Origin of the sequence: Streptomyces graminofaciens (genome assembly GCF_030294945.1) — a bacterium.
GTDB lineage: Bacteria > Actinomycetota > Actinomycetes > Streptomycetales > Streptomycetaceae > Streptomyces > Streptomyces graminofaciens.
Map to the genome: position 1 here is coordinate 4,313,271 of NZ_AP018448.1, position 19,559 is coordinate 4,332,829.

The following is a 19,559-nucleotide window of genomic DNA, read 5'->3' on the forward strand; positions in this document are numbered from 1 at the left end:
GATTCACCAACCCAGCCCGTTCGATTCACCAACCCTGGCGCGAGACAAGCCCGTGAGGACCGCCCCCATGCCGCACACTCCCACTCACTCCGACGACCTGGACAGCGACCACAGAGAAGGCGAGTTCGCCGACCTGTTCGCCCGGAGGACCCGCACTCCGCTCCGCGGCTTCCTGCCCGGCCGCCGGGTCTGGAACGCGGTCGGCGGCTCCGCGGCCGCGGTCCTGGTGATCGCGGGTTCCGCCACGGCCGTCGCCGCGATCGACTGGGGCGGCGGCTCCTCCGACAAGGTGACCACGGCGGCGGACGAGGCCACCAAGGAGAAGGCCTCCACCGGCGACACCAAGAAGGCGGAGTCGGAGCCGACCCCGAAGGAGCGGAAGCCCGGCAAGAAGGGCCCCGAGGTCGTCTACGTCCCGGTGTCCGGCGGGTCGGGAGCGGGCGAGGGCGCCGCGTCGACGCCGGATTCGGACGCGAACTCCGGCTCGGACGACGACGGCGGGGGAACCACCGGCACGACCGGCAGCAGCGAGGAGAAGCAGGGCTCGACCACCTCGGACACCAAGTCCCAGACGACGACCGGCTATCTGTGGTCCGACGGCAGCGTGGAGGCGGACTCCAACGACTACTGGGACCAGAGCATCGTCACCGTCAAGTCCACCAAGCCGCTGACCTCGCTCAAGGTCGTCGTCCGCATCATCCAGACCGGTGGTGTGTCGAGCACGGGCGTCTGGACCTCCCTGGGTGACAAGGTGGCCGTGGGCCAGAACTCCACCAGCGACCAGTTGGGGTACGTCATCACGCTGAAGTCGGGTGTCACGCTCGACCCCGGCACCTATGTCTTCAAGGTCCAGTACAACCACGACCAGGGCAGGCGCGACGCGGGCCGTGACCTCTACACCGTCACCGCCGTCGCCTCCGACTCGGAGGACAAGTTCCTGTCCGGCCGCTTCTGAGCACCCGCCCGGTCAGGGCGCTCACCCGGTCCACCCCTGCTCGCGCAGCACCGCGGAGACATCGGGTGCCCGGTAGTGGTCCCCCTTGAGCACCTTGCCGTCGGCCCGGCGGGCCACCCGCCCGTCGGGGCCCAGTTTCGTCATGTTGGAGCGGTGGATCTCGGCGATCACCGCGTCGAGGTCGATGCCGTGGACGAGCGCGGTGCCGTACGCCACGTACACGACGTCGGCCAGTTCGTGCGCGAGCCGGTCGAGTGGTCCGTCGACGGCCACCTCGGCGACTTCGGCGGCCTCCTCGGCGAGCAGTTCGCCGCGATGAGCTGCCAGTTCGGGCGAGACCTCGGTCGGCGCGGTCCGGGCGTCGAGTCCGAAGGCCAGATGGAACTCGCGAACCAGGTCGGCGGGGGAAACGGCGGCGGAGTCGGTCGAGGAAGGCATCCGACGACCCTACCGGGACGGCCACGCCACCCAGGCAGACGTGTGACTCGACCCCCCACTTCCCCGTTCGAGTCAGTGGCACGACCACCCATGAACCGACGTTCCAACGACCGAGGACCTCACCGTGACCGTTCCCCCCACCACCCCCGCGAGCACCCCCGCGCCCCAGGCCGAGGCCCGGCTGCCCCGGCGCACCGTGATCGCCGCGGCGAGCACCATGGCCGCCGGCGCCGCGCTCACGCCGACCGCGTCGGCCGCGCCCGACACCCCCGACGCGACGGCCGCCCCCGACACCACCCCCACCGGAACGGACGCCTCCCTGCCCGGTACGACAACCGCGACCTTCCCCAGCACCCGCACCAAGTCGGCGACCGGCGAGACCCCCGTCGAGGCCGCCTTCCCGATCGGTCACGTGAGCGTCCGCTGGGACGGCACCGACACAACCGCCGGCGGTGCGATCCGGCTGCACGACACCGACCGTGGCCCGGGCGAGTGGCAGCCGTTCGGCGAGGACGGCTGCGGCTGCTCGCTCGCCAACGGCGGCGGTCTCCTGCTCCCGGCCGGCCTTGGGTCCGGCTACGAGCTCAAGGCACCGGAGGGAGCCACCGGCCTGCGTTCGCTGGCGCTCGACACCCGGCACGGACCGGGCCGGAGGACGGCCGTGCCGTCCGAGCCCACCCGCGTACGCGGCGTCGCCTATGTCTCGCGGGCGGCCTGGGGCGCCGACGAGTCGCTCCGCTTCAAGGCGGACGGCTCGGAGAACTCACCGACGGAGTACCACCCCTTCCAGACGATCACCGTGCACCACACGGCCATGGCCAACAACGACCCGGACCCCGCCGCCACGGTCCGCGCGATCTACCAGCTGCACACCGTCACCAACGACTGGGGCGACATCGGCTACCACTTCCTCGTCGACGAGGAGGGCCGCGTCTACGAGGGCCGCTACTCCGGTGCCGACGGCCTGCCCGCGCACGACCCCGACGGCAGGCTGGTGACCGCCTTCCACGTCGGCGGCCACAACCCGGGCAACCTGGGCATCGCCCTGCTGGGCACCTTCACCGAACAGAGCCCGAAGAAGGCCGCCCACACGGCCCTCACCGGCCTGGTCCGGGCGCTGGTACGGCTGCACGGCGTCGACCCGCGGGCCCGCGTGACGTACACGCACCCGATCAACGGCACACAGAGGGAGGTCCCGGAGATCAGCGGCCATCGGGACTGGATGGCGACGCGGTGCCCGGGCGAGGTCATGTACCAGGAACTGAACCGCCTCCGCAGAACCGTGGCCGAGGGCCGCTGACCGTTCCGCCCCCTGGCGCCGGGCCCACCTCCCCGGCCCCGGCGCCACCTTCCCTCCTCTCCCCCGTGTCACCATCCGGCACCGGATCGCCCCGCGTCTGGCCGCCACAGACGCTGACCTGGCAGGATCTCGCGCATGTTCCAGGTACCCCCACGCATCGGCACGCGCCGCGCGCTCCTGGGCTCGGCAGCCACACTGGTGGTCCTCGGGCTGCTGACCTGGTGGCTGTGGCCGACCGAGAAACCCCCGAGCGGCACCATCATCATCAGCACGGGAGCCGAGACAGGCGTCTACCAGGAGTACGGCAAGCGTCTGCGGAACGCGATAGCCAAGGACATGCCGGGCCTGAAGGTGAAGCTGAAGACCAGCGCCGGCTCCCAGATGAACGTCAAGCGTGTCGCCACCGGCGGGGCCGACTTCGCCATCGCCGCCGCCGACGCCGTACAGGCGTACCAGGACGCGGGCGGTCGCGGTGCCGGCGAACTGCGCGGCCTGGCCCGGCTGTACGACGACTACGTGCAGCTGGTCGTCCCCTCCGGGTCGGACATCCAGAGCGTCTCGGACCTCGAGGGCAAGCGGGTGTCCGTCGGCCCCAAGGGCTCGGGCGTACGGCTGATAGCGGATCGTGTCCTGGCTGCGGCCGGGCTCGACATCGACAAGGACATCGTCGCGCACGACGACACCATCGGCACGGCCCCCGACGCCCTCCGCGAGAAGAAGATCGACGCCTTCTTCTGGTCCGGCGGCCTGCCCACGCAGGGAGTGGTCAAGCTCGCGGCCACGAAGTACCAGTTCCGCTTCGTCCCGATCAGCCCCGGCCTCGTGGCGAAGCTGCACGACGCGGACAACGCCTTCAGCCACTACCGGGCCGCCGTGATGCCCTCCGACGCCTACAAGGCGATCCCCGACGGCACCACCGTGCCGACACTCACCGTCGCGAACGTGCTCATCACCCGCGCCGACATGGACCCCCGGCTCGTCGAGTGGCTGACCCGCACGGTCATCAAGAGCAGGGACGAGATCGGCCGCAACGTCCACGCGGCCCAGCTGGTGGACCTGCGCACCGCGATCTACACGGACCCCCTGCGCCTGCACGACGGCGCGCGACGGTACTACCGGTCGGTCAAGCCGTAGCGGGCACCAGCGCGCCCGCCCCGGGCCGACGGCTCTGGCCGGCCCTCCCGGCCTCCTGAAAGGCCCGTCAGGCCACCGGGCGGGCCCTCGGTACCGTCACCGTCACCTGAAGGCCGTGCGGCTCGTGACGGCCGTACGAGATGGATCCGCCGCCCGCCGCGAGGAGGGCCCGGGAGATGGAGAGGCCGAGGCCGGAGCCCTTGATGTTCTGGTGCGCGGTGCTGCGCCAGAAGCGGTCGCCGACACGCTCCAGCTCCTCGTCGCCGAGGCCCGGCCCGCGGTCGCTGACGACGACCGTGGAGAACGCGCCGTTCGAGGCGACCTCCACCCGCACCTCCTCCCCGGCCGGCGTGAACTTCAGCGCGTTGTCGATGACCGCGTCCAGGGCGCTGGACAGGGCCACCGGATCGGCCCAGGCCGTGGTGGCCGGACAGTCGCCGACCAGCGTCACACCCTTGTCGTCGGCCAGCGGCGACCACGACGCCACGCGCTCGGCGGCCAGCTCCCCTATGTCGGTGAGCCGCAGATCCGCTTCCACGTGCTCGGCGAGCGCCAGGTCGAGCAGGTCGTCGAGGACCTGGGCGAGACGCTTGCCCTCGGTGCGCACGGCGGCGATCTCCTGGTTGCCCTCCGGCAGTTCGAGGGCGAGCAGCTCGATCCGCAGGAGCAACGCGGCCAGCGGATTGCGCAGTTGGTGCGAGGCGTCGGCGACGAAGGCGCGCTGCTGCTCCAGGACGTCCTCGACGTTGTCGGCCATCTCGTTGAACGACCGGGCCAGTCGCCTGAGTTCGGGCGGCCCGCTGGCCACCGCGACCCGGGACTTCAGCCGCCCGGAGGCGATGGCGTGGGTGGTGACGTCGAGCACCCGTACGGGCTTGAGGACCCAGCCGGTAAGGCTCAGCGCGGCGGCGAGCGCGACGAGCATCGCGGCGGCCTCGCCGGCGGCGATGACGAACCAGCCGCGCAGGGTCTTCGACCGCATCTGGTCGGTGGGCGAGTCCGTGACGACGACGGCGATGACGTCGCCATCGCGAATGACCGGGGAGGCGACGACGAGCCTGCCGTCCTGCCAGGGCCACACCTGCTCGGGGTTGTGCGGCCGCCGCCCGAGGAGCGCCTCCCTGAACGCCTCCAGGCCCTCACCCTCGGTGGGGACACCCCAGTCCAAGGGCGCGTTGGCCATGGGCGGCTGCTTGTTCTCGCGGTAGAAGACGCCGGCCTTGATCCCGTACACGAGGTTGTACTGATCGAGTTCTCGCTGGAGGGTCTCGCGACGCCCGTTCGCAGTGTTCACTCGCGAACCCCCCGGGGGGTCGGTGACGTACTGCGCGAGCGCCGCGAAGCGCGCCGTGTCGTCGATGCGGTCGACGACCACCTCCTGCTGCCGTGCCGCAGCCAGGCTCACCGCGAGCGGGATTCCGAGGGCCAGCAGTACGGCGGCCATCAGGACGATGAGCAGCGGAAGAAGTCGAGTGCGCACGCGGGCACGCTACGGCGTCGGGGCGACCAGTCGGTACCCGACCCCGCGCACCGTCTCGATCAGGGCAGGCATCCGCAGCTTGGAGCGCAGGGAGGCGACATGCACTTCCAGGGTGCGCCCGGTCCCCTCCCAGCTCGTCCGCCACACCTCGCTGATGATCTGCTCCCGGCGGAACACCACCCCCGGCCGCTGGGCCAGCAGCGCGAGCAGATCGAACTCCTTGCGGGTCAGCTGTACGACCGCCCCGTCCACGCTGACCTTCCGCGTGGGCAGCTCGATGTGCACGGGCCCGAGCCGCAGCCCGGTGTCGCCGGGGGCCGCGGCCTCGTCGGGGGCCCGGCGGCGGGCGACGGCATGGATCCGGGCGAGCAGCTCGCCGGTGTCGTACGGCTTGACCACGTAGTCGTCGGCGCCGAGGTTGAGCCCGTGGATCCGGGAGCGCACGTCGGAGCGGGCCGTCACCATGATCACGGGGATGCTGGTGCGCTTGCGGATCTTCCCGCAGACCTCGTAGCCGTCCTGGTCGGGCAGGCCCAGATCGAGCAGGACGACACCGAAGCCGGCCCCCTCGGGCACAAGTGCCTGGAGGGCCTCCTCACCACTGCGGGCATGTGTGACGTCGAAACCGTGCCGCGCCAGGACCGCGGACAGGGCGGCGGCGACGTGGTTGTCGTCCTCGACGAGGAGCAGCCTCATTCCGGCCCCCTCCGGTTCATCGTTCGTCGCCGGTCGTACATCGTCGGCGATACGCCGTCGTGATACGCCGGTCGGTCATATGTACGGTCTCGGCTGGCACACCTTACGCGCCCCCGGGGCGGGGTCACACTGAAGAGTGAGGACGCCGTCAAGGTCGTAGGGGTTCCCCACGGGTACCGTCGTCCACTCGCTCCGGGCCCGTCACGGGGCCACTACGGGCAGTGCCTGCCCGGTCACCAATTCGTTATGCTCAATTCTCGCTCAGATGTAATGACGCTGGTCGCCGCCGGTCACTACTGTCCTCCGAAACCGAGCTGGACGGAGCCAGAAAGCGATGACCGAAGTTCCGGTGGTCAAGGACGCGGTACCCGCGACCGACGACCTGGTCGTCCTGAAGAGCGTCAACAAGCACTTCGGCGCGTTGCACGTACTGCAGGACATCGATCTGACAATCGCCAGGGGTGAGGTCGTCGTGGTGATCGGGCCCTCCGGGTCCGGCAAGTCCACCCTGTGCCGCACCATCAACCGGCTGGAGTCGATCGACTCCGGCGACATCCTGATCGACGGCAAGCCGCTGCCCGCCGAGGGCAAGTCGCTCGCCCGGCTGCGGGCCGACGTCGGCATGGTGTTCCAGTCGTTCAATCTCTTCGCACACAAGACCGTGCTGGAGAACGTGATGCTGGGACAGCTGAAGGTCCGCAAGACCGACAAGAGGCAGGCCGAGGAGAAGGCGCGGAGCCTGCTGGACCGGGTCGGCGTGGGCACGCAGGCCGACAAGTACCCGGCGCAACTCTCCGGTGGCCAGCAGCAGCGGGTGGCGATCGCCCGGGCCCTGGCCATGGATCCGAAGGTCATGCTCTTCGACGAGCCGACCTCGGCACTCGACCCCGAGATGATCAATGAGGTCCTGGAGGTCATGCAGCAGCTCGCCCGCGACGGCATGACCATGGTCGTGGTCACCCACGAGATGGGCTTCGCCCGTTCGGCCGCCAACCGGGTGGTCTTCATGGCTGACGGCCGCATCGTCGAAGAGGCTGTGCCGGACCAGTTCTTCAGCAACCCCCGCAGCGACCGGGCCAAGGACTTCCTCTCGAAGATCCTGCACCACTGACGCCCCACCGGCCCGACCACGGCCGACGCCACCCGCACCACGACGGTCCGCATCTCTTCATCAGCCAAAGGATGTTCACCATGAAGCTTCGCAAGGTCTCCGCCGCGGCGGCCACCGCCCTCGTCCTCGCCCTGACGGCCACCGCCTGTGGCGGCGACAACGGCGACGACAACGGGTCGGACACCGGCTCCGGTTCCGGCGGCGGCGACAAGATCAAGATCGGCATCAAGTACGACCAGCCCGGTCTCGGCCTGAAGGAGCCCGACGGCACCTTCTCCGGCTTCGACGTCGACGTGGCGACCTACGTCGCCAAGGAGCTCGGCTACGACCCCAAGCAGATCGAGTTCGTCGAGACCAAGAGCGCCGACCGTGAGAACGCGCTGGACCGCGGCGATGTCAAGTTCATCGCGGCCACCTACTCGATCAACGACGAGCGCGCGAAGCTGGTCGACTTCGCCGGCCCGTACCTGCTGGCCCACCAGGACCTGCTGATCAAGGCCGACTCGGACATCTCCAAGGGCACGGACCTCAACGGCAAGAAGCTCTGCTCGGTGACCGGCTCCACCTCGGCGCAGAACGTCAAGGAGTCGATCGCCCCGAAGGCCCAGCTGAAGGAGTACGGCACGTACTCGGAGTGCATCGCCGGCCTGCAGAGCGGCGCCGTCGACGCGGTCACCACCGACGACTCGATCCTCGCGGGCTTCGCCTCCCAGGCGAACTACAAGGGTCAGTTCAAGCTCGCGGGTCTGAAGCTCAGCAACGAGAACTACGGCATCGGCGTCAAGAAGGGCGACACTGCGACCGTGGACAAGATCAACAAGGCGCTGGAGAAGATGGTCAGCGACGGCGCCTGGGAGACCGCGGTCAAGGAGAACTTCGGCCCGGCCGGCTACAAGAACGAGCCGGCCCCGAAGATCGGCGACATCGTCAAGTAAGCGGGTATCCGCAACCAGCGCGGGGATTCGCAGGCGCGCCGCCGCCCGCCGCAAGGCGAGGTGAGGGCGGCGGTGCGCCGCGCCTGCCACGTACGCCACACACCCGGAAGCGCGGGAGACAGTGTTCGACTTCCTTTCAAAATATAACGACCCGACCCTGTTGGGCGCCTTCTGGGTGACGATCCAACTCACCCTGTTCTCAGCCGTAGGCTCCCTGATCTGGGGAACGCTGCTGGCCGGCATGCGGGTCAGCCCCGTACCCCTGATGCGCGGTTTCGGCACCGTCTATGTGAACGTCGTGCGGAACATCCCGCTGACCGTCATCATCGTCTTCACGTCGCTCGGCCTCGCCGACATCTTCGGCATGACGATGGGCGCGCCGGACGATTTCAAGCTCCAGGGCTTCCGGCTCGCCATCCTGGGCTTCGTCGCCTACACCGCCGCTTTCGTCTGCGAGGCGCTGCGTTCCGGCATCAACACGGTGCCCGTCGGCCAGGCCGAAGCAGCACGCGCCATCGGGCTGAACTTCAGCCAGGTACTCAGACTCATCGTGCTTCCGCAAGCGTTCCGCGCCGTCATCGGCCCGCTGGCCAACGTGCTGATCGCGCTGACCAAGAACACGACCGTGGCAGCGGCGATCGGTGTAGGCGAGGCCGCCCTCCTGATGAAGTCGATGATCGAGAAGGAGGCGCAGACGGTGCTCATTGCCGCGATCTTCGCCTTCGGATTCGTAGTACTGACCCTGCCCACCGGCCTGTTCCTCGGCTGGTTGAGCAAGCGACTGGCGGTGAAGCGATGAGTTCCGTCCTCTACGACGCCCCCGGCCCTCGGGCCAAACGGCGCAACACGATCCTAACGGTGGCCTTCGTCGTCATGCTCGCCCTGCTCCTGTGGTGGATCTGGCGAGTGCTGGACGACAAGGGGCAGCTGGAGTGGAAGCTCTGGGAGCCGTTCATCACGTCCCAGGCCTGGGACACGTATCTGCTCCCCGGCCTCGCCAATACTCTCAAGGCCGCAGGCCTCGCCATGGTGATCGCCCTCCCGCTGGGCGCGTTCTTCGGCATCGCGCGCCTCTCCGACCACCGCTGGATCCGCATCCCCGCCGGTGCGGTGGTCGAGTTCTTCCGGGCGATCCCCGTACTGCTCCTGATGCTGTTCGCCTTCCAGTTCTACGTCCGTTCCACCGGCCTCAGCACCGAGTACCGGCCGCTTTACGCGGTCGTCACCGGTCTGGTGCTCTACAACGCCTCGGTCCTCGCCGAAGTCGTACGCGCCGGAATCCTGGCCCTGCCCAAGGGCCAGACAGAGGCCGCCCAGGCGATCGGTCTGCGCAAGGGACAGACGATGTCCACCATCCTGTTGCCGCAGGCGGTCACCGTCATGCTGCCGGCCATCGTCAGCCAGCTAGTCGTCATCGTGAAGGACACGGCGCTCGGCGGCGTGATGCTGACCTTCCCCGAGCTGCTCAACTCCCGCGGCACCCTGGCGGCCAACTACGCCAACGTCGTCCCGAGTTTCATCGTGGTGGCGATCATCTTCATCATCCTGAACTTCCTCATCACCAGCTTCGCGAGCTGGCTGGAGGGCAGGTTGCGGCGGGGCAAGAAGTCGACGGGTGCGGTGCTCGGCCCGGCGGCAGTCGAAGGCACCGCCTCCACTGGCGCAGGCGGCGGCCTCCTCCCCGGCGGTGTTGTCGGTGGCGGCGGGGACAGCGGCAACTGACGGGCGGTCGGGCGGCGTCTGCACTCAGGGTCCGCCGAATCAGGCCGTACGGAGGCAGTGGCGTGATCGCCACTGCCTCCGCCGTTTTATACATCCTCCACGAAGGGCAAGCGTGCTGTCGGTCTGTCACTGACTGACATTGCAGGGTGGGATCCGTTCAACCACACCTGGGAGGCAACAGTTACGGGGACTCCTGAGAGCGGGTTCGACCTGATCAGGGGCATTGATCCAGCGTCGGGATGAGGTCCGCGTAAACGAACGGTCACCAGCCGATCTTCGAGATGTCGACGCTCGCGAATCCCGGTCTGCCGCTCCCGATGGTCAAAACGTTCGCCGATGCGCTCACTGCCATGAAGACCGATGCCGTCTACGGTGCCGACCGGGCCCCGAAAACCCTGGGGGACCACACTGACGGCGCTCAGGGCCGTGTCGCAAAGAAGGCCGACCCAAATCGTGGAAATCGGCAGTGGCCCACTGACTCGCTCAATAGATCACCAACAGTACACTCCACTCGCCGTAGGCGACTCGACGTCCAGCCACGAGCAAGAGAACGGGAAGGGCACGGATCAGGTCAGCAGCGATACCAAACAGGACGACGCGGTTGCAACTGCCACCTTTACCCCCCCCTGGCTGGCACCCCGATCGCTAATCACGCGCAAAGGAGTGGCGACCAGAGTCGCCAGCCGCGGTGTTTCGCCGCCTCTCGATCACCGCACTAGCCTCGCGCTTTCACGAGGCGGGGTGTCCGAGGCTTGATCAAATAAGCGGAGAGTGCTCCTGACCTGCAACGATGGGACTTGTCTAAGGGCTGTCCCGTAACTGCTGGTCACGGATGAGATGATCTTGTCGTGTCTGGTGTGATCACGGCGTCGGAGCCGTCCTGGATAGCCCCGTTCACCGGGCTGAGCCCGCGTCAGTTCGGCAAGCTAATCACCGCGCTGCGGCGCGAAAGCGCGGATCCGGTCCGCAGGGGCCGCCCGTGGAGCCTGCCTCTGGAGGACCGGGTCCTGCTGGTCGCCGCGTACTGGCGGACCAACCTGACCCTGCGCCAACTGGCGCCGTTGTTCGGGGTGTCCAAGTCCGCGGCCGACCGGATCGTCGATCACCTCGGCCCGGCGCTGGCACTGCAGCCACGTAAACGGTTCCGCCGTGACGCCGTGCTGATCGTTGACGGCACCCTCGTCCCCACTCGCGACCACACGGTCGCCGAGCAGTCGAAGAACTATCGGTACTCGACCAACCACCAGGTCGTCATCGACGCCGATACCCGGCTGGTCGTAGCAGTTGGACGGCCGTTGCCGGGCAACCGCAACGACTGCAAGGCATGGGAGTTGTCCGGCGCGAAGGACGCCGTCGGCCGCGCCACGGTGATCGCGGACGGCGGCTACCGGGGCACCGGCCTGATCATCCCGCACCGCCGCGAACCCGGCCAGACCGAACTCCCCACCTGGAAAGAGGAACACAACACCTCCCACCGCAAGGTCCGTGCCCGCGTCGAGCACGCCTTCGCCCGCATGAAGACCTGGAAGATCCTCCGCGACTGCCGACTCAAGGGCGACGGCGTCCACCACGCCATGCTCGGCATCGCCCGCCTGCACAACCTCACCCTCGCCGGCTGACGCAGAAGCAGGCAGGTCAACAAACACGTCGTAGATCATTTACGGGACAACGCTTAGTACCGCGCTCTACGAGTCGCCGAGCGGCGTCCCATCTTTCTGGGCGCCGCTTCTCAGGTGACAGGCTTTGCCCGGCCGATGTCTCCGCTCCGTCGCGACGACCAAAGCAAGCCCGTCCGCAAGACAAACCGCCAGGTCGGATTGCCTACAGACCGTGTGCGCCACGGAATCGACCGATGGATTCCAGCCATAAAACGACCGAAGTAGACTCCTCGATTTTCAGTCATCACCCGGCCAGAAATCCCCCATCCGATTCCAGCCCGCCGCATCCGGAATTAATCCCCTCAGTTACCTTGAGGGCACCGCGTCGACCTTGCCCCATTTCTTCCAATCTCCAGGAATGCAAAGCTCAAATAATCCTCAGAAGATTGATACCGCACTTGCCTCCCATTGCCAGATCTGGAATTTTTAATGGCCGCACAGAGAGCTAAATTCCTCTCCGTGCACAGGGGGAGGCGTGACGTCCAGACCAACGCCACGCCCCCTGCTTCCCGTCAGGTAAAACGTCACGATTTGACCGCAAAGGAAGTAGGCGAAGAAGGTTGATGAAGAATTTCCGCCATCGACGGACCGTCACCACCCCGGCACTTGGAATGCTGCTGGCTGGCATCCTCTCGCTCGGCTCGGGGGCACCCGCATCAGCGTCCGATGCCAGCATCATGGCGCGGCCCACCAATTGTCACTATGAGGTCTGGGGCTACTGGGGCTCGGTCGCCAACTGCCAAAACCACAATGGCGGCTCCTACCGAGCCCTCGTCAGGTGCAAGTACCCGGAAGGAAAGGTGCGCGCCTACGAGGGCCCATGGAAGCAGACGGCAGATTCCCGAGCGTACTGCCAGGGAGACTCAAAACCCGTTTCCGCGGGCATCGAGACTCGCGTCTAGAAAACGACCGGCAGGCAGGAAAGGATCAGAGGCGCATGAAGAAGAAGTATTCGAAGGTGCTCACCGCCACGGGTATGGCAGCCTGTTTCATTCTGGGACTCCAAGGCTCAGCCAATGCGGCCCGCGCGGAAGACACGTCAGCTTCGACTGAAATGTCCATAACGGCCTGGCCAACAGGGTGCTCCAACGGCAAGTACGAGGACGGCTGGGCGGCCAAGTGCACCGACAGCAATGGTGGACGCTACAGAGCAACCGTGACGTGTAAGCCTGACGGGGGCGGGCCACTCATCGTTCGCTATCCGGCGGTTTGGAAGTCCAAGGGGCTTTCCATCGTTTACTGCCCGCCGCTCACCTTGAACATCAGTGGCGGCATCATCACAAAGTCAACCAGTTAGTACTGCGTCCTGTTTCAGGCTTCTGTGATGAGCCCCGGTTAGGAACGGGTGCGGCCACCGTGTGATCATCGTGGGTTGTCAGGACCCCTGAAGATGCGGTGGCCGCACTGGGGCTACTGACGAATGCCGAGCGCATGAGCTACTGGCGGCTTACCGAACAGGTCTTTCCTGGGTAATCCGAGGGATAACTCCACGTCCGCTGGGCGCACCCAACCGCGTCCGCACCGTTCATGCTGCATGGCTCGCGCGCTGCGCGACTGTTGGAAACACGATCCAGGTAAGGGTGAACAACTCGGAGACCGCAGCCCGACCACCACCGCCCGCCGTCACTTGACGCAAGCACCGGCAATGGGTTGCATACGTTCTGTGATCGTGCACCCTGCTCCAACTTCCTGTTCACCCACGTCCGTCAGGACTTCACTCCGGGCAGGGGGCGCCGCGCCGTGGACCCGGTGATCATCGTCGGCGCGGGGCCCGTGGGGCTCACGCTCGCCCTTGCGCTGGCGCGCCAGGAGGTCCCGTCCGTGGTCCTCGACGAAGGCCCCGGCAAGGACGAGCAGCGGCTTGCGCGGACCGTCGTCCTGCACGAGGACACGGCCGCTCTGATGGAACGGCTGACCGGGTTCCCGCTCTCCGAGGCCGGGTTCCGTTGGGCCGGATGGCGGTCGATGCGGCGCAGGCAGGTGATGCGTCACGTCCGGTTCCAGGAACCAGGCGAAACGGATCCTCAGGTCGACACCCATGGCGTGGGGAGGCCCCTCAGCGGCCCCGAGGAGACCGTCGAGGGCTCCGCCGACCTCCCCCCGCTCCACATCGCCCAGCACGTCCTGACCACCGCCCTGCGCGAGGCCATCGGCGAGGAACACCTCGTCAAGGTCGTGGTCGAGAGCCGGCTGGACGCGATCGAACAGGAACCGTCCGGCGTCACGGCCCACACCCGCGGCCCCAAGAGCACCTGGTGGCGCGGCAGCTACCTCGTGGGCTGCGACGGCCCGCGCTCGACGGTCCGCAAACTCCAGGACATCCGCTTCCCCGGCCGTACGGCGGTGGAACGGCACGCGGTGGCCGCGCTGCGCACCGAACTCCCCTGGCAAGGCGAAGCGTTGCTGCACCGCACACCACCGTGGCGGTCGTCGGGCCCCTCCGGCGGTGAAGTGACCGCGCGCCCGCTCGACGACGACGTGTGGCGCCTGGACTGGCTGCTGCCCCCGGGCAAGGACCTGGTGACCCCCGACCTCCTCGTGGCCCGCGTCCGCGAGACCCTCGCGGGCTGGACGGGCGGTTCCACACCGCCGTACGAACTGCTGGACACCGGTGTGCACACCGTCCACCACCGGCTCGCGCGGCGCTGGCGGGTCGGCCGGGTGTTCCTCGCCGGGGACGCGGCCCACCTCCTCGGCGCGCTCGGTACCCAGGGCCTCGACGAGGGGCTGCGGGACGCCGACAACCTCGCCTGGAAACTGGCGCTGGCCTGGCACCACGGCTCGCACGAGGCCCTGCTCGACAGCTACCAGTCGGAGCGGCGCGCCGTCGTCGCCGCCCGACTGCGCGCCGCCGACCAGGCACTCCCCCTGCTGCGCGGCGGCAAGGGCCTGCGCTCGTACGTCCCCGGCTCGTCCCGGGGCCATGACGCACTGCTCTCCGACGGCCACCTGGGGCGCGGCGCTCTGGGCGCGCCGGGGGCGTACACCAACTCCCCCCTCATGCCTCCCCGCGCCGACTCGGAGGCGCCGGTCGACACCCTGCCCGGCGCCCAGGTCGTCGACGTACGGGTCACCGCCGAGGACGGCTCCTTCGTGCAGCTACGGGACCGTCTCGGCCGTGGGGCACTGCTGGTGGTGCTGATCGCGCCGGGCACGGGGGTCTGGGAGCGCAAGCACTGGGTGAGCGCGGGCCTCATGCCCCGGCTCGCGGCCGCCGTCTCCGCCCTGCCCCACACCGCCGAACTCCTGGTGGCCGAGACCTACCCGGGCGCCGCCGCCCACAACGTTCTCCTCATCCGCCCCGACGGCCACCTCGTCACCGCCCTGACCGGCGTCCGCCCGGCCGACCTGTACGCGGCGGCGGAGGCGACACTGGGCGGAGCCGAGCAGCAGCCGGTGACGACGGAAGCCACCGCGACCTCGCGATGAGTGCCGGGAACCCTTGACGTCCCCTCGCCGGATCAGCCGACCGTCACTGTGTGTCCACATAGTGACGGTCGGTTGACCGGTCCGCGAGACCGTGGTCTACTCCGGATCGTGACCGACACCTCTACGCGCCTGTGGCGGAGGGTCCATATGGACCTCGTCCGCTACGCGGGCTGCGTGTGTCGTCCGTCCTGCTGAATTCGCATCCCCCTTTTTCTGCGCGCCGCGCCGCCTCCGAGCCGCCGCGCGCTCCCACGCGAACGCACTTCAGGACGGTACCCGTGTCTGTGTCCCCCGCTGTCTCTTCCGCCCCGGCCGCCTCGACGTCGCCCGTCGCCGCCCCCACACAGGCCGACCTCCTCGACTTCGTCCGCCGGACGGCCGCCGACGCCGAGGTGATCGCCTCGCTCCCGCTCGACCCCGAGGGCCGTACCTGGGTACGGCTCGAGGGCCCCGGCGGCAGTGAGGCCTGGCTCATCGGCTGGCCGCCCGGCACCGGAACCGGCTGGCACGACCACGCCGACTCGGTGGGCGCCTTCGTCACGGCCTCCGGCGAACTCAAGGAGAACTCCCTCGCCGCCCGCCTCCCCACGGACGGCTGGAAGACCCTCGAACTCGCCGACGGCGTCGACCGTGAGCGTCGCCTGCCCGCCGGCAAGGGCCGCGCCTTCGGACAGCACCACGTGCACGAGGTGTTCAACGAGTCCACCGAGGAACACGCGATCTCCGTCCACGCCTACTACCCACCGCTGCCCCGCATCCGCCGCTACAGCCGTACGGGCCAGGTGCTGCACCTGGAGCACGTGGAGCGTCCGGACGACTGGCAGTGAGCGCGGTCCGGAACGAGCCGGGCCTACCGAGCGACCCGAGCGGCCGGTGAGCATCGACGAGTCGCTGGAGCGGGTCCGCGCGGACCTGGACCGTATGGAGCCGAAGGAGGCCCACGACGCCGCGCAGGCGGGCGAGGCCCTCCTCGTGGACATCCGTTACGCGGCCCTGCGCGACCGCGACGGCCTCGTCCCCGGCACCCTCGTCGTCGAACGCAACGAACTGGAATGGCGCCTCGACCCCCAGGGCAGCCACCGTGTCCCCGAAGACACCGTGTCCTCGAAGCCACCGACCACGACCTGCGCGTCGTCGTCATCTGCGACGAGGGCTACGCCTCCAGCCTCGCGGCCTCCTCCCTGCGCCAACTGGGCCCGCACCGGGCGACCGACCTGACGGGCGGCTTCCAGGCGTGGAGAGCGGCCGGCTTGCCGGTGATGGCCCAGTGCCCTTCTGATGGATCTCGGCGGCCCCAGTTGCCAGTCGTGGGTCGTCGGCGGTCAGTGACGGACCAGGCAGAAAGGATGCCCCGCCGGGTCCGCGTAGATCCGCCAACTCCGCCCGTCGGAGCCGCCGTCGAGCAGTGTCGCACCGGCATCCAGCACGGCCTCCTGCGCCCGGTCCAGGTCCTCGACCCCGAAGTCCAGATGGAACTGCTGGGGCCGGGCGGGGTCCGGCCACTGCGGCGGGCGATAGTCCGCCACCCGTTGGAAGGCGAGCACAAGACCGGACGGCGAGTGCAACGTCGCCCAACCGTCACCGAGCGCCCAACGCCGGTCCGGCCGGTCGACGGTGCCACCGAGCAACGACCGGTAGAACTCGGCCAGCTGCCTCGGATCAGCACAGTCCAACACCACACACTGCAGATCAGCGATCATGGTCGGATCCTAGGGCGCGGCCACACGACCGCTCCGGTGATCCTGCCCGAACCTAGACCATGCTCAGCAGATGATCCGTGGGTATGTAGTTGATCTTCCAGTCCGCACAGACTCCCGGGGCCCCGTCCTCCGGGCATCGCGCACCCACCGTCACCCAACGGACCGACCCGTCGGCGGACAACGTGAACGCGACGGCCACCTCGAACTCCTCGCTTCCACATGGGCACTCGAGCACGCAAGGATCCGCTTCCTCCCAGTACTCCGCGCTGTCCGCGATAAACGCCTGGGCCCCGCAGCCGGAACACTCCCGTTCGGCACCGCCCTCGACGTCGTCGAACCGCAGGGAGAAGACGCGTCCGGCACAGTCACCGCACACGCACGAAGAGATCTTCACCGGCCGGTCGTCGACGGCACCGCGCAGCAGCGCCGCGAGCTCCGCGGAAACGCCCTCATCAACCTGGTCATCACCGTGCACAGGCACATCGCTCCAGACACCTCGAACCCGCACCCGCACCCGCACCCGCACCCGCACCCGCACCCGCACCCGCACCCGCACCCGCACCCGCACCCGTCCAGCATGCCCAAGGGCCTGGATGCACCCCGCCTCCTTCTGTCGTCAGTAGGCCCCCTCCTCCAGCCCCTCCGTTTCCTCCCCCTCCTCCTCCAGTGCCTGCCGGACCACCCGCAGAGCCATGCCTTCGGAGTAGCCCTTGCGGGCGAGCATGCCCGCGAGGCGGCGGAGGCGTTTGTCGCGGTCGAGCCCTCTCGTCGAGCGGAGTTTGCGGGCGACCAGGTCGCGGGCGGTGGCCTCCTCCTGCTCGGTGTCGAGCTGGGCGACGGCCTCCTCGATCAGCGCCGAGTCCACGCCCTTGGTCCGCAGCTCCTGGGCGAGGGCCCGCCTGGCCAGGCCCCGGCCGTGATGCCGGGACTCCACCCAGGCGTCCGCGAACGCGCTGTCGTTGATCAGCCCGACCTCCTCGAACCGTGACAGCACCTCGTCCGCCACGTCCTCGGGGATCTCGCGTTTACGCAGGGCGTCGGCGAGTTGCTTCCGGGTGCGCGGGGTCCCGGTGAGCAGGCGCAGACAGATCGCCCGTGCCCGCTCAGCCGGGTCCCCTGAGGGTTCCCCTTTCTCGGCCCTCGACGAGAAAGACGAACCCCCGTTCTCCGACCCCCCGCCCTCGGCCTCCGGGCCGTCGTCCGACCCCCCGAAGCCGCGTCGGCGACCGCCGCGACCCCCGCTGCCGCGACGCCCGTCACCGCCCGCGCCCCCGCGCGAGACTCCGCCGCCCCGTCGTCGGCCACCGCCGGGCACCCCCTCGCCCGGGCGCGAGCCGTCGTCGGGCCGAGCCCACTCCGGCCGGCCTTCCTCCGGTCGGCCGTCGCCGTACGGTTCGCCGCCGTAGGGCCCGTCCGTGCCGTACCCCGCCGCGTCGTCGTACGGCCCGTATTCGCCCTCGGCGGGCCGCCCCGCACCCCCGCGCCCCCTGCCTTCAGGGGCACTGGGGTAGGCGTACTCCGCCCAGTCCGTTCTGCGTGTCACGGATCAGCTCTTGGTCGCCGCGGCCTTGGTCTTGAGTGTCTTGGCAGCGGAGGCGGGCACCGTCTTCGAGGCGTCGTCCGCCGGCGCGGCCGAGACCGCCGCGTCGGCGCCCGCCTCGACGGTGGGCTCCTCCGGTCGTACGCCGACGCCCAGCTTCTCCTTGATCTTCTTCTCGATCTCGTTGGCCAGGTCGGGGTTGTCCTTCAGGAAGTTGCGCGCGTTCTCCTTGCCCTGGCCGAGCTGGTCACCCTCGTACGTGTACCAGGCGCCGGCCTTGCGGACGAAGCCGTGCTCCACGCCCATGTCGATCAGGCCGCCCTCGCGACTGATGCCCTGGCCGTAGAGGATGTCGAACTCGGCCTGCTTGAAGGGCGGCGCGACCTTGTTCTTGACGACCTTGACGCGGGTACGGTTGCCGACCGCGTCCGTGCCGTCCTTCAGGGTCTCGATTCGGCGGATGTCGAGTCGCACCGAGGCGTAGAACTTCAGCGCCCGGCCACCCGTCGTGGTCTCCGGGGAGCCGAACATCACGCCGATCTTCTCGCGGAGCTGGTTGATGAAGATCGCGGTGGTCTTGGACTGGTTGAGCGCGCTGGTGATCTTCCGCAGGGCCTGGCTCATCAGACGGGCCTGCAGACCGACGTGGCTGTCACCCATCTCGCCCTCGATCTCCGCACGCGGGACGAGCGCGGCGACGGAGTCGATGACGATGAGGTCGAGGGCGCCGGAGCGGACCAGCATGTCCACGATCTCCAGGGCCTGCTCGCCGTTGTCCGGCTGGGACAGGATCAGGTTGTCGATGTCGACGCCGAGCTTCTTCGCGTACTCGGGATCGAGGGCGTGCTCCGCGTCCACGAAGGCCACCTGACCGCCGGCCTTCTGCGCGTTCGCCACCGCGTGCAGGGTCAGGGTCGTCTTGCCGGAGGACTCCGGGCCGTAGACCTCCACCACTCGGCCGCGCGGCAGACCGCCGACACCAAGGGCGACGTCGAGGGCGGTCGATCCGGTGGGGATGACCTCGATGGGCTCGTTCGGCCGCTCGCCAAGACGCATCACCGCGCCTTTGCCGAACTGCCTTTCAATCTGTGCGAGCGCGGCGTCGAGCGCCTTCTCGCGGTCGGTTCCTGCCATGGGTTCCACCCGATTTGCTTGAGTCGATCGCTTCACGTGAAAGACGCTAACGCCTGCCACTGACAATGGGCCCCGACGCCCGCCCAGCCTGTGGATAACTCGGGCACTTCTCCACGAAAACCCTGTGGAAAAAGCCGCCTCAGGTCCCGCCGGAGCCTCCATAAGAATGGATGTTCGATTTTCGTGTCAAGCGCACCACTCGGCTCCCACGAGACTACGTTCGCGCACTGACAACGGCCGGATGCCGGGCCCCGGCGCCCCGGCCCGGCGCCCGGCAGGCCTGCTTCCCACGTCGTACGGCAGGTGTCTTCGCCCGTACGACGACCA

General features: G+C 68.7%; 19 protein-coding genes and 1 pseudogene. 13 read left to right on the forward strand and 7 right to left on the reverse strand.

Annotation, left to right across the window (positions count from 1 at the left end; translation table 11 throughout):
- The first annotated feature begins 67 nt into the window (after positions 1 to 67).
- Positions 68 to 955 carry a hypothetical protein gene (locus SGFS_RS18265; protein WP_286251612.1) on the forward strand — a complete coding sequence of 296 codons (888 nt, stop codon included), beginning with the start codon at positions 68 to 70 and terminating at the stop codon, positions 953 to 955.
- A 21-nt stretch (positions 956 to 976) separates the two neighbouring features.
- On the opposite strand, the gene SGFS_RS18270 is transcribed toward SGFS_RS18265, so the two are convergent.
- Positions 977 to 1,393: a pyrophosphohydrolase domain-containing protein gene (locus tag SGFS_RS18270; RefSeq protein WP_286251614.1), complete on the reverse strand. Its 417-nt coding sequence runs from the start codon at positions 1,391 to 1,393 to the stop codon at positions 977 to 979.
- Between the two features lie 124 nt (positions 1,394 to 1,517).
- Here SGFS_RS18270 and SGFS_RS18275 point away from each other — a divergent pair, with 124 nt between their 5' ends.
- Together SGFS_RS18275 and SGFS_RS18280 are read left to right on the forward strand one after the other, a co-directional pair.
- On the forward strand, positions 1,518 to 2,693 hold the full coding sequence (locus tag SGFS_RS18275) for a peptidoglycan recognition protein family protein (RefSeq protein WP_286251615.1): 1,176 nt from the start codon (positions 1,518 to 1,520) through the stop codon (positions 2,691 to 2,693).
- Between the two features lie 135 nt (positions 2,694 to 2,828).
- Positions 2,829 to 3,827, forward strand: a complete 999-nt coding sequence (locus tag SGFS_RS18280; RefSeq protein ID WP_286251616.1) for a TAXI family TRAP transporter solute-binding subunit — start codon at positions 2,829 to 2,831, stop codon at positions 3,825 to 3,827.
- 67 nt (positions 3,828 to 3,894) lie between these two features.
- On the opposite strand, the gene SGFS_RS18285 is transcribed toward SGFS_RS18280, so the two are convergent.
- Together SGFS_RS18285 and SGFS_RS18290 are read right to left on the reverse strand one after the other, a co-directional pair.
- Positions 3,895 to 5,307: a sensor histidine kinase gene (locus tag SGFS_RS18285; RefSeq protein WP_286251618.1), complete on the reverse strand. Its 1,413-nt coding sequence runs from the start codon at positions 5,305 to 5,307 to the stop codon at positions 3,895 to 3,897.
- Between the two features lie 9 nt (positions 5,308 to 5,316).
- Complete coding sequence (locus SGFS_RS18290) at positions 5,317 to 6,003, reverse strand: response regulator transcription factor (protein WP_286251619.1); 687 nt, start codon at positions 6,001 to 6,003, stop codon at positions 5,317 to 5,319.
- A 334-nt stretch (positions 6,004 to 6,337) separates the two neighbouring features.
- Between SGFS_RS18290 and SGFS_RS18295 the strand changes: the two genes are divergently transcribed.
- From SGFS_RS18295 to SGFS_RS18335, 10 genes and pseudogenes are all read left to right on the forward strand, one after another.
- Positions 6,338 to 7,114, forward strand: a complete 777-nt coding sequence (locus tag SGFS_RS18295) for an amino acid ABC transporter ATP-binding protein (protein ID WP_286251621.1) — start codon at positions 6,338 to 6,340, stop codon at positions 7,112 to 7,114.
- Between the two features lie 80 nt (positions 7,115 to 7,194).
- Positions 7,195 to 8,049: a glutamate ABC transporter substrate-binding protein gene (locus tag SGFS_RS18300; RefSeq protein WP_286251624.1), complete on the forward strand. Its 855-nt coding sequence runs from the start codon at positions 7,195 to 7,197 to the stop codon at positions 8,047 to 8,049.
- 121 nt (positions 8,050 to 8,170) lie between these two features.
- Positions 8,171 to 8,848: an amino acid ABC transporter permease gene (locus SGFS_RS18305; RefSeq protein ID WP_286251625.1), complete on the forward strand. Its 678-nt coding sequence runs from the start codon at positions 8,171 to 8,173 to the stop codon at positions 8,846 to 8,848.
- A complete protein-coding gene (locus tag SGFS_RS18310; RefSeq protein WP_286251626.1) occupies positions 8,845 to 9,771 on the forward strand; it encodes an amino acid ABC transporter permease in 927 nt (308 codons plus the stop codon). The genes SGFS_RS18305 and SGFS_RS18310 overlap by 4 nt, the downstream gene beginning before the upstream one ends.
- Positions 9,772 to 10,619: 848 nt before the next feature.
- Complete coding sequence (locus SGFS_RS18315) at positions 10,620 to 11,390, forward strand: transposase (protein WP_286251627.1); 771 nt, start codon at positions 10,620 to 10,622, stop codon at positions 11,388 to 11,390.
- A gap of 976 nt (positions 11,391 to 12,366) precedes the next feature.
- Positions 12,367 to 12,726, forward strand: a complete 360-nt coding sequence (locus SGFS_RS18320) for a hypothetical protein (RefSeq protein WP_286251629.1) — start codon at positions 12,367 to 12,369, stop codon at positions 12,724 to 12,726.
- A 443-nt stretch (positions 12,727 to 13,169) separates the two neighbouring features.
- Complete coding sequence (locus SGFS_RS18325; protein ID WP_286251630.1) at positions 13,170 to 14,858, forward strand: FAD-dependent monooxygenase; 1,689 nt, start codon at positions 13,170 to 13,172, stop codon at positions 14,856 to 14,858.
- A 147-nt stretch (positions 14,859 to 15,005) separates the two neighbouring features.
- Positions 15,006 to 15,053 (forward strand): hypothetical protein, encoded by a 48-nt coding sequence (locus tag SGFS_RS51830; RefSeq protein ID WP_309506048.1) that lies wholly within the window; start codon positions 15,006 to 15,008, stop codon positions 15,051 to 15,053.
- Between the two features lie 83 nt (positions 15,054 to 15,136).
- On the forward strand, positions 15,137 to 15,685 hold the full coding sequence (locus tag SGFS_RS18330; protein ID WP_286251632.1) for a cupin domain-containing protein: 549 nt from the start codon (positions 15,137 to 15,139) through the stop codon (positions 15,683 to 15,685).
- A 94-nt stretch (positions 15,686 to 15,779) separates the two neighbouring features.
- Positions 15,780 to 16,117 (forward strand): annotated as a pseudogene (locus tag SGFS_RS18335) (rhodanese-like domain-containing protein); the annotation flags it as partial.
- Between the two features lie 63 nt (positions 16,118 to 16,180).
- Here the strand turns inward: SGFS_RS18335 and SGFS_RS18340 are convergent.
- Genes SGFS_RS18340 through recA form a run of 4 tightly spaced genes read right to left on the reverse strand, consistent with a single transcriptional unit; the run spans position 16,181 to position 19,232 of the window.
- Complete coding sequence (locus SGFS_RS18340; protein WP_286251633.1) at positions 16,181 to 16,558, reverse strand: VOC family protein; 378 nt, start codon at positions 16,556 to 16,558, stop codon at positions 16,181 to 16,183.
- 52 nt (positions 16,559 to 16,610) lie between these two features.
- Entirely contained in the window at positions 16,611 to 17,126 is a 516-nt protein-coding gene (locus SGFS_RS18345; protein WP_286251634.1) for a hypothetical protein, read from the reverse strand.
- Between the two features lie 48 nt (positions 17,127 to 17,174).
- The gene (recX, locus tag SGFS_RS18350; RefSeq protein WP_286251636.1) at positions 17,175 to 18,101 is read right to left on the reverse strand and encodes a recombination regulator RecX; all 927 of its coding nucleotides are present in this window, start codon (positions 18,099 to 18,101) and stop codon (positions 17,175 to 17,177) included.
- A 3-nt stretch (positions 18,102 to 18,104) separates the two neighbouring features.
- Positions 18,105 to 19,232, reverse strand: a complete 1,128-nt coding sequence (recA, locus tag SGFS_RS18355) for a recombinase RecA (RefSeq protein WP_350284004.1) — start codon at positions 19,230 to 19,232, stop codon at positions 18,105 to 18,107.
- Positions 19,233 to 19,559 lie beyond the last annotated feature (327 nt).

Coding starts and splice junctions, on each gene's coding strand:
- SGFS_RS18265 (WP_286251612.1), top strand. CDS start 68: ATGCCGCACACTCCCACTCACTCCGACGACCTGGACAGCGACCACAGA.
- SGFS_RS18270 (WP_286251614.1), bottom strand. CDS start 1,393: ATGCCTTCCTCGACCGACTCCGCCGCCGTTTCCCCCGCCGACCTGGTT.
- SGFS_RS18280 (WP_286251616.1), top strand. CDS start 2,829: ATGTTCCAGGTACCCCCACGCATCGGCACGCGCCGCGCGCTCCTGGGC.
- SGFS_RS18290 (WP_286251619.1), bottom strand. CDS start 6,003: ATGAGGCTGCTCCTCGTCGAGGACGACAACCACGTCGCCGCCGCCCTG.
- SGFS_RS18295 (WP_286251621.1), top strand. CDS start 6,338: ATGACCGAAGTTCCGGTGGTCAAGGACGCGGTACCCGCGACCGACGAC.
- SGFS_RS18300 (WP_286251624.1), top strand. CDS start 7,195: ATGAAGCTTCGCAAGGTCTCCGCCGCGGCGGCCACCGCCCTCGTCCTC.
- SGFS_RS18310 (WP_286251626.1), top strand. CDS start 8,845: ATGAGTTCCGTCCTCTACGACGCCCCCGGCCCTCGGGCCAAACGGCGC.
- SGFS_RS18320 (WP_286251629.1), top strand. CDS start 12,367: ATGAAGAAGAAGTATTCGAAGGTGCTCACCGCCACGGGTATGGCAGCC.
- SGFS_RS18340 (WP_286251633.1), bottom strand. CDS start 16,558: ATGATCGCTGATCTGCAGTGTGTGGTGTTGGACTGTGCTGATCCGAGG.
- recA (WP_350284004.1), bottom strand. CDS start 19,232: ATGGCAGGAACCGACCGCGAGAAGGCGCTCGACGCCGCGCTCGCACAG.